The 17,041-nt window shown below is 48.2% G+C and carries 19 protein-coding genes; 8 read left to right on the top strand and 11 right to left on the bottom strand.

The features are described from left to right. Positions 1–44 precede the first annotated feature (44 nt). The 7 genes from trxB to purM form a co-directional block, all read right to left on the bottom strand. On the bottom strand, positions 45–986 hold the full coding sequence (trxB, locus tag SFW65_01650) for a thioredoxin-disulfide reductase (GenBank protein MDX1921822.1): 942 nt from the start codon (positions 984–986) through the stop codon (positions 45–47). Between the two features lie 114 nt (positions 987–1,100). Beyond that, positions 1,101–3,011, bottom strand: a complete 1,911-nt coding sequence (locus SFW65_01645; protein MDX1921821.1) for a hypothetical protein — start codon at positions 3,009–3,011, stop codon at positions 1,101–1,103. Between the two features lie 5 nt (positions 3,012–3,016). Beyond that, on the bottom strand, positions 3,017–3,631 hold the full coding sequence (locus SFW65_01640; GenBank protein ID MDX1921820.1) for a 2OG-Fe(II) oxygenase: 615 nt from the start codon (positions 3,629–3,631) through the stop codon (positions 3,017–3,019). Between the two features lie 100 nt (positions 3,632–3,731). Beyond that, entirely contained in the window at positions 3,732–4,706 is a 975-nt protein-coding gene (locus tag SFW65_01635) for a mitochondrial fission ELM1 family protein (protein ID MDX1921819.1), read from the bottom strand. Positions 4,707–4,708: 2 nt separating this feature from the next. Continuing rightward, on the bottom strand, positions 4,709–4,870 hold the full coding sequence (locus SFW65_01630; protein ID MDX1921818.1) for a hypothetical protein: 162 nt from the start codon (positions 4,868–4,870) through the stop codon (positions 4,709–4,711). A gap of 27 nt (positions 4,871–4,897) precedes the next feature. Further along, positions 4,898–5,557 (bottom strand): phosphoribosylglycinamide formyltransferase, encoded by a 660-nt coding sequence (gene purN, locus SFW65_01625; protein ID MDX1921817.1) that lies wholly within the window; start codon positions 5,555–5,557, stop codon positions 4,898–4,900. Further along, complete coding sequence (gene purM / locus SFW65_01620; GenBank protein MDX1921816.1) at positions 5,545–6,624, bottom strand: phosphoribosylformylglycinamidine cyclo-ligase; 1,080 nt, start codon at positions 6,622–6,624, stop codon at positions 5,545–5,547. The genes purN and purM overlap by 13 nt, the downstream gene beginning before the upstream one ends. Before the next feature lie 170 nt (positions 6,625–6,794). On the opposite strand from purM, the gene SFW65_01615 reads away from it, so the two are divergent. From SFW65_01615 to SFW65_01605, 3 genes are read left to right on the top strand one after another with little or no spacing between them, the layout of a single operon-like run. Then, positions 6,795–8,375, top strand: coding sequence for a hypothetical protein (locus tag SFW65_01615; GenBank protein ID MDX1921815.1), 1,581 nt, complete (start codon positions 6,795–6,797; stop codon positions 8,373–8,375). A 9-nt stretch (positions 8,376–8,384) separates the two neighbouring features. After that, complete coding sequence (locus tag SFW65_01610) at positions 8,385–9,470, top strand: AI-2E family transporter (GenBank protein MDX1921814.1); 1,086 nt, start codon at positions 8,385–8,387, stop codon at positions 9,468–9,470. Position 9,471: 1 nt separating this feature from the next. Continuing rightward, positions 9,472–10,116: a DnaA/Hda family protein gene (locus tag SFW65_01605; GenBank protein MDX1921813.1), complete on the top strand. Its 645-nt coding sequence runs from the start codon at positions 9,472–9,474 to the stop codon at positions 10,114–10,116. On the opposite strand, the gene SFW65_01600 is transcribed toward SFW65_01605, so the two are convergent. Then, entirely contained in the window at positions 10,113–11,156 is a 1,044-nt protein-coding gene (locus SFW65_01600) for a GTP-binding protein (protein ID MDX1921812.1), read from the bottom strand. The genes SFW65_01605 and SFW65_01600 overlap by 4 nt on opposite strands. Before the next feature lie 88 nt (positions 11,157–11,244). Between SFW65_01600 and SFW65_01595 the strand changes: the two genes are divergently transcribed. Further along, complete coding sequence (locus SFW65_01595; protein MDX1921811.1) at positions 11,245–12,333, top strand: UDP-glucose 4-epimerase; 1,089 nt, start codon at positions 11,245–11,247, stop codon at positions 12,331–12,333. On the opposite strand, the gene SFW65_01590 is transcribed toward SFW65_01595, so the two are convergent. Together SFW65_01590 and SFW65_01585 are read right to left on the bottom strand one after the other, a co-directional pair. After that, a complete protein-coding gene (locus SFW65_01590; GenBank protein ID MDX1921810.1) occupies positions 12,330–13,001 on the bottom strand; it encodes an epoxyqueuosine reductase QueH in 672 nt (223 codons plus the stop codon). The two genes, SFW65_01595 and SFW65_01590, sit on opposite strands and share 4 nt — an antisense overlap. Then, positions 12,985–13,479, bottom strand: a complete 495-nt coding sequence (locus SFW65_01585) for a methylated-DNA--[protein]-cysteine S-methyltransferase (GenBank protein ID MDX1921809.1) — start codon at positions 13,477–13,479, stop codon at positions 12,985–12,987. Before SFW65_01585 ends, SFW65_01590 begins: the two co-directional genes overlap by 17 nt. A gap of 291 nt (positions 13,480–13,770) precedes the next feature. Between SFW65_01585 and SFW65_01580 the strand changes: the two genes are divergently transcribed. From SFW65_01580 to SFW65_01570, 3 genes are read left to right on the top strand one after another with little or no spacing between them, the layout of a single operon-like run. Continuing rightward, on the top strand, positions 13,771–13,974 hold the full coding sequence (locus SFW65_01580) for a cold-shock protein (GenBank protein ID MDX1921808.1): 204 nt from the start codon (positions 13,771–13,773) through the stop codon (positions 13,972–13,974). A gap of 57 nt (positions 13,975–14,031) precedes the next feature. Then, positions 14,032–14,400 (top strand): hypothetical protein, encoded by a 369-nt coding sequence (locus tag SFW65_01575; GenBank protein ID MDX1921807.1) that lies wholly within the window; start codon positions 14,032–14,034, stop codon positions 14,398–14,400. A 7-nt stretch (positions 14,401–14,407) separates the two neighbouring features. Next, a complete protein-coding gene (locus tag SFW65_01570) occupies positions 14,408–15,010 on the top strand; it encodes a class I SAM-dependent methyltransferase (protein ID MDX1921806.1) in 603 nt (200 codons plus the stop codon). A 4-nt stretch (positions 15,011–15,014) separates the two neighbouring features. On the opposite strand, the gene SFW65_01565 is transcribed toward SFW65_01570, so the two are convergent. Next, a complete protein-coding gene (locus SFW65_01565) occupies positions 15,015–16,169 on the bottom strand; it encodes a hypothetical protein (protein MDX1921805.1) in 1,155 nt (384 codons plus the stop codon). A 433-nt stretch (positions 16,170–16,602) separates the two neighbouring features. On the opposite strand from SFW65_01565, the gene SFW65_01560 reads away from it, so the two are divergent. After that, on the top strand, positions 16,603–16,902 hold the full coding sequence (locus SFW65_01560; protein ID MDX1921804.1) for an HU family DNA-binding protein: 300 nt from the start codon (positions 16,603–16,605) through the stop codon (positions 16,900–16,902). Positions 16,903–17,041: the final 139 nt, after the last annotated feature.

The following is a 17,041-nucleotide window of genomic DNA, read 5'->3' as shown; positions in this document are numbered from 1 at the left end:
CAATTTCTTAATAGAACTGGCAAGTTAACGCTGCACTAACCGTATTAGTGTTGCGCAAGCCAGCGTTCCGCTTCCAATGCGGCCATACAGCCCATACCCGCGGCTGTAACCGCCTGACGGAAGACTTTGTCCTTTACATCGCCCGCAGCAAAGAGGCCTGGGATGTTGGTCGCGGTACTATCCGGCGCGGTGATGATATAACCCGCATCATCCATATCCACATGACCTTTGAATAATTTGGTGGCTGGGTCATGACCAATGGCGATGAAAAGCCCGTGAACCGGAACGGTTGTCACGGCATTGGTCTTCACATTCTTTATCTTGATACCTGTTACGGATTTATGCGGCGTGGTTTCACCCACAATTTCATCCACAATACTGTCCCAGATCACTTTGATTTTGGGGTTGTTTGCCACGCGGTCTTGCAGGATTTTTTCACCGCGGAAGCTATCACGGCGGTGAATCATCGTAACGCTATTGGCAATATGGGAAAGATACAGCGCTTCTTCCATTGCACTGTTACCACCGCCCACCAATGCGACATCCTTGCCCTTGTAGAAAAAGCCATCACAGGTCGCACATGCAGATACGCCAAAACCCTGAAATGTTTTTTCGCTTTCAATACCCAGCCAGCGTGCCTGCGCGCCGGTTGCGATAATAACCGTATCGGCAATATACACATCGCCGCTATCGCCTTTGCAGCGGAACGGGCGGGTCTTGAAATCAACTTCGGTGATGATGTCGTAAAGCAATGTGGTTCCAACATGCTCCGCCTGCTTCTGGAATTGTTCCATCAGCCAAGGACCCTGAACCGCTTCAGCAAACCCCGGGTAGTTCTCAACATCGGTCGTAATCATCAATTGACCACCGGGCTGCATACCTTGCACCAGCACCGGTTTTAAGTTGGCGCGCGCGGCGTATATCGCTGCGGTATAACCTGCAGGCCCGGCGCCAATAATCAGTACTTTCATCTTATGTTCAGTCATCACAAAGCCTTAAGTGGTGAAATGGGATCGTTATATAAGGAATTATCTAGTTTAGGAGGGACACTAATTCAATGGGTTACACTTAGCCCAATAGCAACGGCCCAGAATCTACCTTTAAAATCCAAACATATGGTCAAGACAGAACGCTGCATTGCCATTCATAAGACCATGATAGCCGAATAAGCGGCACGTGATGTCACGGATGATCACATAGCCCCCCTCACCTGCTTCTCGCAACTGTTCAGCTGTAAACGTCTCGCTCACCTTCCAGAATTTTGAACCGCCGCATGGAATGGCGATATGTTGTTTGGCAACTTCCTTGCCGTCACGTGAAGTGAGGATGAGGTCGGTGTTCGATGTGCGATGCCACGGCGTTGATGCCGGATAAACAAGATGACACATCGTATCGTATGGTTTTTGCCCCAATCGAAGGAACAAACGCGTTGAAAGCCCGGGCGCGCGGCCCACATAGCTTTGCGGTTCGTTCTTATACGTCAACACCGTATTGAACATATGGCCACCAAAACTGCTTTCGGCGATGTGGCCTGTTTTCTCATCAACATAACGGAACAGTGCATGCAACCAGCCATCGGCCTCTTTGCCTGCGTTGAAATCATAGACCAGCTCGACATGCCCAAATCCGGATGGGAGTGAAATGTTTTGTGTTTGCAAAACCGCTTTTACATTTAAAAGGCTAGCATGGTTACGTGGCAGATTGCCGAATTTGTGTTCGCCCATCTGCGTACCATTGGCATCATAGATAAGCGCAGCAATCGGCAGGTGTTGTTGCCCTTCCGCCATTGGCGTTGGCAAAATAAGGCTATTGAAGCGGTTTAATGGTAAAATAGGCGCCGGCAAGATGTACCCCTTGCCCATTTCAGTACCAATTTCGGCAAGCATGGGGTCGGGCTTCAAATCGCTGCGCTCCACATTCACATGCGCGATGCGCTGGCGGCCATTTGCCTGAAATACTTCATAGCGCGGACGAACAAAGTATTTACCCGAATGCACTTCAATCTGTTGCGGCCATTTGGCTGTCGGCAATACATCCGCCACAGACAGGCGGTGGACCGCAAAGGCAGGAATAGTTTTATTAAACCAGACGATGGTTTCATCGCCCATCAGGTTTAGGCCGATTTCGCCCGCCGGAATTGGAAAGGGCTGGCTGTTTTGTACCCATAGCACAACATCCTCGCCTTCATCCGGGGCTGGAAGACCTGCATACAAATCAGATGGCCATGAATTTGCATCATGTGTACACGACAACACATCCTCGGCATCGCCATATGTATCAAGCGCATATTTAACGATATCATGTCCTGTAATATTAAAGGCATGCACAAAAATCTGCCCTGTAAATTCTGGCAGGTTAAAGCGCTTGCGTACTTCCGCGCTGTCAATAATCACCGATGCCTGCGCGCCGGGAAGTTTTTCAACCCAATCGGCAAGTACCTTGCCATTGGCATCATACAGACGGCACCAAAACTGGACATCTTTTGCGCCGTAACCGCCCCAGTAATTGGTACTTACGAAGCGTGTGTGCTTGCCATCCGCATCACGGAAGAACACAAAGTTTGTCGCAAAATTTAACGGCGCAAGATAACGCTGTTTATCACTTTGCATATCAATCGGCAGCTTCAAATCATCAAATGATACGACTTTGACATTCGCTGGCAGTAAATGGCGGATATGGTCAGCCATCTTTTGTGCATCAAAGGCCGTAATGAACACCCATGTTGCATCGGTTTTAGAAATTGTAGTAATGAGCTGGGCCTTATGTCCTGCAAAGCTGGTGTTTTTCTTTTCGATGTTCTGAATGAAATAACCGCAAAGAGGCAGCTTGGTTAAATTATAGAACTGGTTGAACGCCTCGACCTGCGATAGCGGGTCGTAGATCGCTACTTTTCCCTTTGCCATTTCGGCAAACAGCGCTTCTATCTTTGGTGCAACAAGCGGATGACTGATGGCTTTGAAAAACGCATTACCGCCGTTGATATTACTGAATGTCTCAAGATTAATAGGCATATTATCTATTTGCCTTTCAAGCGTTTGAAAAACGCGGAAATGCTGTGGCGTAGTCTTTCGCGCACGACTACGCCGTTATCAGTTACCCAGTTCAATTGAATGGACCGGCGCTGGCCTTCAAACGGTTCATGTCCATGCCACGCATTCGGCTTGTTAATAAACGCCAGCAACGTGCCCTGCACGGGGGGAACTTCGGCGATATAGTCATTCAAATTATCGGGGCCGCGCAACATGCGCAACCGGCCACCTGGCGCCTCCCACTTACCATTCAAGTAAACCAGCACGGTTACCAATTTGGTTTTACTATCGGTGTGGATTTGACCATCACGCGCACGTGCTTGCCCCCGCACCGTAATCATCGTCGGACGGTTATCAAGATTAATGCACAGCTTGCGTTCTACGGCATGCCTGAATTCTGGCCCGCGCAATTGCGCCATGAACTCGTTAAAGCCCGAACCATAGCGCAGTGTTTCCAAAGGAAAGCTTCCTGGTTTTGAAATTTCTGGAAAATCCTTTTCAATGACTTGCAACGCCGTTTCATCCACAAACCCTGGAACAATCAGGAATGGATAAGGTTCGCGTATAACTTCCGCATTATTTAAGGCTTCGATATTAAGCATAGACACCCGTAGCTGATGGTTAGCGGTGTATTTAATAGCAGAGCCACTTGATTTGTCAGGTATTTATTGTCGCAGGGACCAATAAATGCAAAATGCTGAATTACTTGGTATTTTTTGTAAGATATGCATCACGCACCAGCGACGCGACGCGGCTCATTTCATCCAGCGGTTTGGGTGACCAGTTAACAAGGGAACCATCGAAAAAACGGATGCGCTTATCAATTAACAGACTTTGATGAAAAGATGAGAACTTATCGGAATGCCCCGGCAGTTGCACCACATGCACGGGCTTACCCGTGCGGCAGGCTTCCGATACCATATTGATGGAATCGCAGGTTACGATAATCGCGTCCGCAAGACCCAACATGCCGTAATAGGGATTATCACTCTGCCCGTCCCATATCATATTGGGACAGTCATGCAACAGCGCGGAGAGCAAGACCATATTCGCATCACCCGTGCGCCGTGATGGAGTAACCAATAAACTGACTTTTTCTTTTTTGGAAAGCGCAGAAAGCTGTTCGCCAAACTGCATGATAAAGCGCGGATCAAGCTTATAAGCGCCGTTGGATCCACCCAGCAATACCGCCACATAAGGGCGAGGCAAATGCGCAAAGGCAGGCGCCCATTTATCAGCTTGCGCTTTCAGTATTTCCGGCGTGACACGATGAAGTGCGCCCTGAACCGATACGACATTTTTACCTTCCAGCTTGTCGTGCTCCGGCACGATAACCATATCGAAATTCGATGTCGGGATAGCCGGATTTTGAATTTGAATGAGAAATGTTTTTCCGCCGCTCATTTGCTTGATATGGAGCGCTGGTAAAATACTTTGACGGCCCGAGGCAATCACCATATCTGGCCAAGGCGGGCGAAGCCTGTCACCTTTGCGGCTGATGGCAAGGCGTTTCCATAGATTGATATAAGGGCTAAAGTCCCGCCAGAATTTGCGCAAGCGCACACGCTTGATAACGGGCGTCAACCCCAGCGCTTCGGCAAGCCCAACGCATTGGCTTTCCATGCCAGCCTTGCCATCGGTCACAACCCACACAGTTGGCGAAAATGCTTGTTCCAAGATTAGTGGTGCTTCACTAGAAAAATAAGCATAAGGCCAAGCAATACAAAAACACTAACGACACTGATTGCCATAGCCTTGGTAAAGCCACCCCAAAAATTGCGGTTATGTTCCACCATAGGCTTTAATTGTTCCGGTGTTGGTTGCTGTGCATGTGAACCCATATATTCCTCCGTAATTGAAACAGGCCGTCAGGATAATAGCGCAGGATTTAAAAGTCCAATTGGCGGCATGGAATCCGTATCTTTGCTTATAATTTTGCCGCCCTGATATCGGATGAAACCACGCGCAATCAACTGCACGGCATAGGGATATAGCTTGTGTTCCAAGGCAAGAACACGTGCAGCAAGTTCGCTTTCCGTATCACCCGGTTTAATGGGAACTGGCGCTTGCACTATAATTGCACCGGCATCCACCTCTTCTTCGACATAATGCACGGTGCATCCCGCGAATAACGCGCCGCTGTCAATCGCACGTTGATGGGTATGAAGCCCGGGAAACGCAGGCAATAAAGACGGATGGATGTTTATCATCCGTCCGCGCCAGCGGCTAATCAGGTAAGGTGAAATCACGCGCATGAACCCAGCAAGACAAATTAACTCAACGCCAGCTTTTTGATGCGCATCATCAATCGCTGCTTCGAACGCTTCCTTATCCGGAAAGGATTTATGCGGGATAGTCAGCGTTGGAATATTCGCAGCCTGAGCCTTAGCAAGCCCCTCCACCCCTTCGATATTGGAAATAACCAGCGCAATTTCGGCTGGAAAATTTTCCTGGGCACACGCATCAATCAAGGCTTGTAAGTTGCTGCCGCGCCCCGAGATTTGTACACCAAGCTTCAGTTTGCGCATAAACCCTCAAGCTTATCAAAGCGCATCACTTCATCAGCACCACTGCGGGCTTCAACTTTTCCAATCAGCATATTTTCGACGCCAGCGGCTTTTAAATTTGCTTGCGCTTTGGCTGCATCATCAGACTTCACCACCACAATCATACCGATACCGCAGTTGAATGTGCGCACCATATCAGCCGCCGAGATTTTGCCTTGTGCTGCAAGCCAGCCGAATACCGCCGGCAATTTCCATGCGGCGCAATCGATGGTAACGCCCAACCCTTCCGGTAAAACGCGTGGAATATTTTCCAACAACCCACCGCCCGTAATATGCGCCATGGCATTGACCGGCAACGCTTTGCACAGCGCCAATAAGGGCTTTACATAAATTCGCGTTGGTCGAAGAAGCGCTTCACCAAGCGTAACGGATGTTTCAAACGGCGCAGGCTTTTTATAATCATGCCCGCCATCTTTTACAATTTTGCGTACCAATGAATACCCGTTACTGTGCACTCCGTTCGATGCAAGGCCGATTACTGCGTCGCCAGCTTTTACATTTTTTCCGGTAATCACTTCATCACGTTCCACTGCGCCAACTGAAAAACCAGCAAGGTCGTAATCATCATTCGTATAGAGCCCTGGAAGTTCTGCGGTCTCACCGCCGACTAATGCTGCGCCTGCCTGTCTGCATCCTTCCGCAACACCGGCTATGACTTTTTCTGCAACATCAACATCCAGTTTGCCACAGGCAAAATAATCAAGGAAAAAAAGTGGTTCTGCGCGGCTTACGACTAAATCGTTCACACACATAGCAACGCAATCGACCCCTATGCCATCATGTAAACCGGTTTCAATGGCAATTTTCAATTTGGTACCAACGCCGTCATTGCTGCTTACAATTAGCGGGTCTTTATAGCCGGTTGCCTTAATGTCAAAAAAAGCACCAAACCCGCCAAGACCTGCATCGGCGCCGCGGCGCGCGGTTGATTTGGCTAGCGGTTTAATCCTGCGTACCAGTTCATTTCCAGCGTCAATATTAACGCCTGCTTTTGCATAAGCATCTTTGGCTGCGGTGTTAGTCGTCATTCACTATCCTGTACTAATAGCTAGAAATTGCCATAAACTTCGTTATGATACCCTCGTTTAGTTCGGTGGCATAAGCCGCCGCCGCGCCAGTCGGCGCGGATGCCCGCACGTTTATTTCATTTTTAAGTGCGCGGGCATGTTCTTTTTACCTAAGCTTGTGACTTTTGCCAATGCTACGTTTTATCTTTGTTTTTGCACTTATATTGCTGGAAGCTGCGCCAGCACTGGCAGCAAGCTCCTCGCCTCTGCCAACGATTGCTTCACCAACCCTTGCTGCGCCTGCCCCCAAAGCAGTAGCGCCCGCACCTGCACCGGCTGCAACAAAACCACAACCTGCACCTGTTAAAGATAATCCGCCGGCGGCGGTTTCAAAAATTGAAAGCGCGCCTGCTGCGAGTGATGGTTCGGGCGAAGTATCAGAAGATGATCCATATACCGTTCATGGCGTAAAGGTGGATGTAAGCGAAAGCACATCCATGAAAGCACGCGACAAGGCATTCACGCTTGGCCAGCAAACCGCCTTCATTGCTCTGGCAAAAAGCTTATCTGGTGATGAACCGCTTAAAGTTTATGATGAAGCCACCATCGGTAAACTTATAAAAAGCTTTGAAGTGGAAAGCGAACGTGCTTCAGGCACTCGTTATACTGCAACACTGACCTATCACTTTAAACCACAAGCTACGGCAGCATTACTGGGCAAAGGCGGCGCAGAAGTGAATGACGACCCCTATAACCGCCCTAAAAAGCCAGATGGTATTCAAGCATTAAGTGCAACCACCATGCCGCCGATGCGCATTCTGGTATTACCCATTTTGCGTGCTCCTGACCGTAGTATTTTATGGGAAGAGAAAACCCCATGGCATCTCGCGTGGTATAATGTGCTTTCCGACAAGCCCACACCGGATTTGATTTTACCCGATGGAACGGTTGAAGATGTGGGTGCAATCACATCCAGCGAAGCATTAGCAGGGCTAAACCTTCCGCTTACCCGCATCATGCGCAAATACCAGGCACGCGGCGCGATCGTTCCAGTGCTATTGGCCAACAATACTATGCCGCAAGCTAACCAGAGCCTTTCCGTACAACTGGCACGGTTTGATGAACGCGGCAAAATGATCAGCACCATCGTGTTGCCTGTGCCCGCGCAACCCAACCGCAAGGATATGGAATGGCTGCAAGCCAGCGTCACCAATTCAATCGCCGCATGGCGCGATAGCGTTTCAAAAACACAGCCCGTTATGCCACAATACGGTGTTGCGCAGCCGGCAATGCCAACCAATACCACGCCGAGCCAATTCTTGCGTGTAACCTTGACCGTGCCGTTTGCAAATATGGAGGAATGGTCAGCCAAGCGTGAAGCATTGCAAGCTATTCCCGGCATGGCGGCACTGGAAGTGTTGCGCATGAACCGTTACCGCGCAGTTGTACAAATTGATTATACTGGTGCACAAAGCCAGCTTGATCAGGCGCTTTCAACGCGTAACATGCAAATCATGCCAACCAACCCGCCCGATGGAACATATATGTTGAGCAGTACCGCGCAGCCGCAGGTGATAAATGGCACACCTGGCCAACCTGTATTCACCACCGTTTATCCAAATGCGCAACCACAGCAAATGCAGCCAACACAACAACCTTATCCGCAAGGCTATCAACCTGCGTATAATCCTGACTATCAGCAACAACAGATGGATGCTGGGCCAGCATCCGGCCAAGACCCAAATATCCAAGACCGATTTGAACAGCAATAATCAACCCCGATGAAACCCCATTCTTCAGACACCGATTATCAAGTACGGTTTTGGCTCTTAGCCATTCTTGGCTTTTGCGCAATTGTGTGGGTGCTTTCAGGTGTTTTGACCCCCTTTGTGCTCGCACTTGCGATTGCCTATTTCCTTAATCCTTTGGTCAGCGGCCTTTGCAAAATTGGGGCACCACGATGGCTTGGCGCAATCATTGTGCTCCTTATCTTCTTGGCGATTATTACCACCGCAACCATCTTCCTTGCACCGCTTATCCGCGCGCAGGTTGTGGAACTTGTAAACTCCCTCCCCTCGTACATCGATACTTTGCAGCGGGAATTATGGCCGCGGATTAAAGATGTGCTGGAGCACCTTCCTGCTGTTGACACCGGCAAGCTCCAAGACACCTTTAGTCAATACACGACGGATGTAGTGAATTTTGTCGGCCGCATGGTGGGCAACGTCGTAACCAGCAGCATGGCGTTACTTGATATTCTTGCGCTCATAGTTTTAACACCTGTAATCGCATTTTATCTGATGCGCGATTGGCAAGGCATGCTTTCAAAAGTAAATAGCTACCTCCCTGTACGCCATGCGCCTGCGATCCGTCAGGAACTCCATAACATCGATATGATGATTGCCGGTTTCATTCGCGGGCAAGCGTTGGTTAGTCTGGCGCTTGCCAGCTTTTATAGCATCACGCTAAGCCTCGCGGGATTGAAGTACGGTATGGTCATTGGCCTTATTAGCGGGCTTTTGTCGTTTATTCCAATTGTTGGAACGCTGATCGGTATCATCACCAGCCTTATTATGGCGTTTATCCAGTTTGATAATATGAACTCGATATTGATGGTGGGCGCGATTTTTGCGATTGCGCAGATACTGGATGGCTATTTTCTCACGCCCAAACTGGTGGGTGACCGCGTCGGTCTGCATCCTGTCTGGATTATTTTTGCCGTGCTTGCTGGCGGAAAGCTATTTGGTGCAATTGGCATCATCATCGCCGTACCGCTTGCAGGAACGGTAGCCATTCTTATCCGCCTTGGCCTGCGCCAATACCGTCGCAGTAAGTATTTCAGCCCCATTCCGCCGTCCACGTATTAGTATGTGCGCGCAACAAATCCCGTTTGCATTACCTGTTGAACCGAGTATGGGAGAAGATGATTTTCTCATCACGCCCAGCAACCAAACAGCGGCGGCCCAATTGAACAACGACAGCACAACATTGCTGCTAGGGCCAAAGGGCACCGGCAAAAGTCATCTCGCCCGCATTTGGCAAAAACGTCGCAATGCCTTTTCGTTTAACATATCAACCACAACCATCGGCACATTATCGCAAGCGGTGCTGTGGGAAGATGCGGATGCAACCAACTGGAACGCATACAGCCAAGAAACAGCATTTCATTTACTGAATACCGTAAAGGAAAAAAAGCTGCCGTTGCTTGTTACCGCAACGAAACCGCCAGCACAGTGGGATTTGACCCTGGCCGATTTGCGTTCACGCCTATTGGCTATTAATGTCGCAACAATAGATATGCCGGATGATGCGTTGGTGGCGGGATTGTTACTTAAACATTTCAAAGACAGACAGCTGCGCGTGAGCGAAGATGTGTTGAATTATATTATTCCGCGCATCGCTCGTGATGGCGCGGTGATTGAAGACACAGTGAAACAACTCGATGTATTATCGCTTGCAAATAACCACGCGATTACCATTCCGCTTATTAAAAAAGTACTGGAATCTGCTTAGGCGGCACAGGCCGTAAAGCCTTTTTGTAATTCATCCACCGGCAAATCGCGGCCAATAAATACCAAACGGCTTTGCTTGTTTTCATTTGCCTTCCATGGGCGTTGAAAGCCGCCTTCCTTTACCATGTGCACGGCTTGGAATACAAAGCGGTCGGGCTCGCCATTCAAATTCAAAATACCTTTTGAACGAAGGATATTTTGCCCATGATTGGCCAAAACATCGCTAATCCAGCCATCGAATTTTTCGGTATCTAGCGGTTTGTCACTACTCAGGGAAATGCTGCTAATCCCTTCGTAATGCGGGGCATGGTCATGGTCGTGTCCGTGATGGTCGTGACCATGGCCATGATCATGGCCGCAATGTTCATCATGCACGTGATGCGGATCATGCGAGTGATTGCACAGGAAATGCGGGTCAGCTTCCAGAATGCGGTTTAAATCAAATGCACCCCTATCAAGGATTTTATCCAGCGCGATAGATGAACGCTGCGTGTGGTAAATCGGTGCAAAGCGGTTAATGATTTTGATTGTCTTTTCGAGTTCTGATAATTCCTTTGGGCTTACCAAATCTGTTTTATTAAGAAGGATAACGTCAGCAAATGCAATTTGTTCCACCGCTTCGCGGCTATCATTTAAACGTGCCGATAAATGCTTGGCATCAACCACCGTAACAACAGCATCTAACTTTGTGCGGCGCGCAACGTCTTCATCCACAAAGAATGTTTGGGCAACAGGAGCCGGGTCAGCAAGACCCGTGGTTTCTACAATAATGCCGTCAAAGCTGCCCTTACGTTTCATCAGATTACTGATGATACGGATAAGATCACCGCGCACAGTGCAGCAGATGCACCCATTATTCATTTCGAACACTTCTTCATCGCTATCGACAATTAAATCATTATCAATGCCGATTTCACCAAATTCATTGACAATCACCGCGTATTTCTTGCCATGTGGTTCCGACAGGATGCGGTTGAGCAAGGTTGTTTTGCCAGCGCCCAGATAGCCTGTGAGTACGGTTACGGGTATTTTTTGTTCCATGATGAAGACCACATTTTTGATAGATTAGAGCACTTCTTTTTCATACAATCTTGCTATTAAGTCTAGTGTGTTCAGAAAGCCTTTCAATATGCCCAAAAATATCCTTGTCGCAGGCGGCGCCGGTTATATTGGCAGCCATTTTTGCAAATTGGCCGCTGCAAAAGGCTATACCCCCGTTACCATAGACAGATTAACCAGCCCTTCCCCGCGCGTGGAGGAATGGCGGCGCAATGCTGTGAAATGGGGCCCGCTGGAAATTGCCGATATGGGTGACGAGGATGCGGTTAAACGTATTGTACAAACCTATAAACCCGTTGCGGTTGTTTGTTTTGCCGCATTAATCGAAGTAGCGGAATCCGTTGCCAAACCTGATATCTACTGGGACAACAACTATCATAAGGCAGTACGTTTTTTCAAAACACTGGAACGTAATAAGGTAGAAAACGCCGTGTTTTCATCAACCGCTGCGGTGTATGGCAATCCCGTTAGTCCACGCCCACTGGTTGAAAACGATGTGCTTGCCCCAATTAATCCATACGGCATGACGAAATTAGCTTGCGAAGTTGCGTTGCAAGGATTATCGCAGCGCAAAGAAGTTTCAAAAAACTTTATCGATGAATTGATACAGCGCAGCGCGACATCTGAATTCAACTCATCCCTTTTTCCATCCATGCGTAGCGTAATCTTCCGCTACTTTAATGCAGCTGGAGCGGATGAAAGCGCAGTGATTGGCGAAATGCACGAACCCGAAACGCATCTGATTGCCAATGCTGTATTGGCCGCACAACATGCACGTGATTTTGCCAAGGATAAAAAATTTACCTTGAATGGAACCGATTACCCAACACCGGATGGCACCTGCGTGCGTGATTACATTCATGTGGAAGATTTGGCTCTATCGCATATTCTTGGCCTTGAATATCTTCTGGCCGGCGGCAAAAGCGATGTATTCAACCTTGGCACCGGTAAGGGGTATAGCGTTAGGGAAGTCATTAACGGCGTAAAGAAAGCGACAGGAAAAGATTTTACAGTGCAAGAAGGCCCGCGCCGCGCAGGTGACCCGGCGTTCCTTGTTGCCGACGCAAACAAAGCAGAACACGTATTAGGCTGGAAACCAACGCATCATCTGGAAACGATTATTAAAAGCGCCACAAATTTCCATGGCAAACACGGTTAGGCGACTTCTTTTCCGTAATACATAACACCGATTTTGATGTTTTCCTCGCCATGGTCGCGGCGGCGTTTATTGGTATCGCGCAAACTGTAGATGCACCCGCAATATTCCTGCTGGTAAAAATGTTCGCGCTTTGAAATATCAATCATGCGCTCGGCTCCGCCGCCTTTGCGCCAGTTATAATCCCAATAACTCAGCCCTTCATAACGGGCAGCAGCGCGGTGTCCGCAGCCATTAATCTGGTTCATATCTTTCCAGCGCGAAATACCAAGACATGATGTAAATAGATTGAAGCCGTGCTCATGTGCATAGAGCGCAGTACGTTCAAAACGCATATCAAAGCATTCGGTGCAGCGCTTACCCTTTTCCTTTTCCCACTCCATCCCTTTCATGCGGTCAAACCAGTTGTCGGTATCGTAATCCGCATCAATAAACGGAATACCCATTTTTTCGGCAAAGCGGATATTTTCTTGCTTGCGCAATTCATATTCTTCACGCGGATGGATATTGGGATTGTAGAAATAAATCATGATATCGAGGCCACTGGCCTGCATGGCTTCCATCACTTCGCCCGAACATGGCGCGCAGCAGGAATGCAGCAACACTTTGTCGGCGCCACCCGGAACAGGCAATTTCAAGCGTTCAGCAGTGGTATTAAAGGGATGCGTCATGCTCTGCTTCCAATGATAGTAAATAGCGTTTCTTTGATAAACCACCGGTGTAACCGCCAATTGAACCATCGTTGCTGATTACGCGGTGACATGGAACTAATACGCATAAGGGGTTTTTGCCATTGGCCGTACCCACCGCACGGCACGCCTTTGGGTTGCCAACCATCATGGCTATATCTTTGTAGCTCGCAGTTTTTCCATATGGAATTTTGGAGAGCGCTTTCCACACTTTTTTCTGGAATGGCGTACCCTTCACCTCAAGTGGCACATCAAAGGATGTGAGCTTGCCTTTGAAATACTTTTCCAATTGCTGTTTTGTTTTATTCAACACAGCATCACGTGCACCGGCGTCCAGTTCCGTTTTATTTGCTAATGGCTTTTCTGAAATACGCAACGCGGTCAGTGCATGACCGTTTCCATAAAGGGTCAAAACACCCAAAGGGCTCTCCATCACAGCCGCGCATGTAGTAGATTTCATGCCCGATTTAGGGGATAACTTGACTGTTCGTTTTATTAGCCTTTTCATTGCTTTTGGCATGATTTCTATCCAGAATTTATGCATTACTTATGCCAGAAGATCAGCAAAAATACACTCCAAATCAATGGCATGAGCGAATAGGCTTGCCAGTTATTGCCAAATTAGGGTAAAAACCATCACGTTTGGCTTAAGACTACGCCCAGATACAACCTATCTTGCGCTACGACTTTGACAAACTTTTGGAGCACATGCTCTTAAAGCAAAACTAAACTGGCAAGAAGGAGTATCACTATGCCATCAGGTACAGTAAAATGGTTCAACGCCCAAAAGGGTTATGGATTCATCACACCAGACGAAGGTGGCCGCGACGTGTTCGTTCACGTTACAGCTGTTGAACGCGCTGGCATGGACGGTTTGCGTGAAGGTCAAAAGATTTCCTACGAAATCGCGACACAAAAAGGCAAAGAATCAGCAGTAAATCTTAAAGCTGTTTAAGCCTTTCGACGAATTTCTGATAAACTCCCCGGAAGTGAATTCCGGGGAGTTTTTTTTATGCCCACAAAACTGTTAAGGTTCGAAAACAAGAAAGAGCCCCTACTGCCACGCAATAAGTGGGTACAACGCCTTATCAACACCGCTTGGCTAGCCACAGGCGTAATCGCCGGCTCCCTGACTATCGGTGTTACGGGTTATCATTTTATTTCAGGGCTTCCTTGGATCGATGCGCTTTTGGAAAGCTCGATGATTTTGGGCGGAATGGGCGCCGTTGCTCCAATGACAACGGATGCCGCAAAACTGTTCGCATCCTTTTATGCACTGATGAGCGGCCTCATCATTATGAGCACCACCGGCTTATTGCTTGCCCCGTTTTTGCACCGCATGATGCACCGCTTCCACGCCGACCCCGATAATCAGAATTAAATAAAAAATGATTGCACCGCTAAAACTCACCCACCAAGACACACTTACCGTTGCGGAATTAAAAGCCGAAGGCATTTGGCCCAATCATTACATATCGGCGATAGGCCTCATCCCACTGCTGCGTAATCTGGGCGACAATATAAAGGGGCTTGAAATTGGCGTATGTCGCGGTGAAAACATTGTGCGCTTTCTCGATGATTGCCCAAATATCGCACACATCGACGCAGTTGATCCTTATGAAGCTTATGATGACCCGAATGGCGGCATGGACCAAGCGATGATGGATACCTTCCATGCACTTGCGGTCAAAAACTTCGAAAGCTATCCGGGCCGCGTGACATTGCACCGTATGAGATCCGTCAATTTTGCGCGCACGATTGATGATCATTTTTATGATTATCTTTTTATTGATGGTGACCATTCCTATGCAGCGGTGCGCGATGATATTGCCGCGTGGTATCCCAAATTAAAAACCGGCGGATTATTTTGCGGACATGATGTGCTGGTGAAAGATGTGCAGCGCGCGATTGTAGAATTCCGTGATACGAATGGTATTAAAACGCCCGTGCAGCTTTGCAAAAACACCGTCTGGTACTGGAAAAAAGAATAGGCCGTCAGGGCGCAGGAATAGCACGTATATCCGCGATGCGGATAGGCGCGAAAGATGGATGGAGGATGATGTCGCCTTGCGGGGTCATGGTTCCGAGTTCTTTCATAATAACATCCCCCTTACCGCGCTTGTGGTTTGATGCGGTTTCAATGTAACCGATCTGGTCATGGTCGATAACCATCGCAACGCCAACGCCTGTTGATACGATACGTGAATCAAGACCGATGGAATTCGGCTTCACATTCGGGATAGTTTTTCCGCTTTTATGGCCATGAAACTGGATCATGCGGCGTACCGCCCCGCGCCGGATACGAATGCGGCTAGTGCTGTCATCGGCCTTGCGAACGCCAGTCTTAACTTCCAGCGACAGATCACGCAAATGAACAGTCTCCAGCAACCCAGTTTTGGCATGCAAAAATGCAAGGCGTGGCAAGTTTTCAGTCGGCATGCGTTCGGCAGACGCATAGAGTGCCGATAATATCTTGAGATGATTGCGCCGCTTCATCTCCACCTTCAACGCATCACGGATTTTTTCAAAATCAATATCCAGTTCCTGCGCGGCCTTGAGAACGTCATGGGAAATATCCCGCTCGCTTTTTGTCGCAGAGGGCGCGGCTTGAACAGGCCTCCTTCTTTGTATCTCCGCAACGCGGATGCGCAGTAATTCAAACCGCTCTTTTAGCTTATTCTTTATAACACCATAACTTTCGGCTGTTTGCAGGCCTCCGCCTTCCAAAAACCAGCAGAGGGACTCATACGTCCAACGCCGTTTTTCGCCGGTCAGCATTTCACGATGCAAATCTTTTGAAACATCGGTGTCCTGAAAGCGTTCACGCGACCCCAACAGAAATAGATTTAAGTTATATTCATGATTACCAACCAGCCCGCTAAAGCTGATGCGGTACTTATGATTTCTACTGCCCTTCTTACCTAACCCCATACGCTCGACCAAAATCTTGAACACGCCTGCGGTATCGGGGCCCTTATCGTTCATATCACCCAGAAATAAAATACGCGCGGTTTGATTTTTCTTTAGCGGATTTTGTTTGATATGACAGTGAACGAGATCAAGCAATCGTTCCAAAATCATCGCATGGCCATGATTATCCGTGATGACATATATTCGTTCATCACCTGAAATTTCCAAATGTTCGTTCAATAAAGGACGCATGTTTAAAAAATAAATATGGACTATATGCGCGTATAACTAACCCATGCTTTGACATATTTCCATGCTGGTTTTATTTTCCAGATACACCTCCTCAAGGCCTGTTTGGCTCCAGGTAATGTGCTGCTAGGAATCGAATTAATCCGCCCCCATAAAATGCCAAGGTGCCAAAAACCCCTATAAATTAAGGGTTTTCTAAACCCGTTTTTACTGATTTCTGTGGATTAAGCCCGTTTAGAAGGCATTTTTCTGCATTTTTTTTGCGAACATGCAAAAAATGCTATCGACAAAGGCGTTTAAAGCTGCTGAGAATTCATTCGTTCGGTGTCGTGATTCTAAGGTTGATAAACAAACCTCACTAAAACAGGCATTGAACAATGACTCTTTAATCTCTTCGAAACCTTAAAAAACAGGACCACTGCTCATGGCTACTGCAACTCAACCAACCGTAACTCTGAAGCAAATCGCAGCTGAACTCGCTGAAAAGAACGATATGCCAAAGAAGACCCTCAACACCCTGATGGAAGGCCTCGTAGCCTCCCTCGTTAAGAACCTGAAGAAGGGCAACCGCGTACGCATGGCTGGCCTCGGCATCTTGCAAGTTCGCAAGCGCGCTGCTCGCATGGGCCGCAACCCAGCTACCGGAGAAACCATCTCCATCCCAGCAAAGAAGAAGATCGCTTTCCGCGCTGCTAAGGAACTTAAAGAAGCAGTTGGCAAGTAATTGCTGATAATTATTCGCTTTATTGCGTAATAATGAACAAAACCCACCCTTTACAGGGTGGGTTTTTTCTTGCGCTTTTATTGGGCACCCCCTATAACAGCACCATTGTTTGACTTAAATGACCGCCTATTTCTGTTAT

The sequence above is a fragment of the Alphaproteobacteria bacterium genome (genome assembly GCA_033762625.1).
Classification (GTDB): Bacteria; Pseudomonadota; Alphaproteobacteria; order UBA9219; family RGZA01; genus RGZA01.
This window is presented reverse-complemented; position numbering and strand designations above follow the sequence as displayed.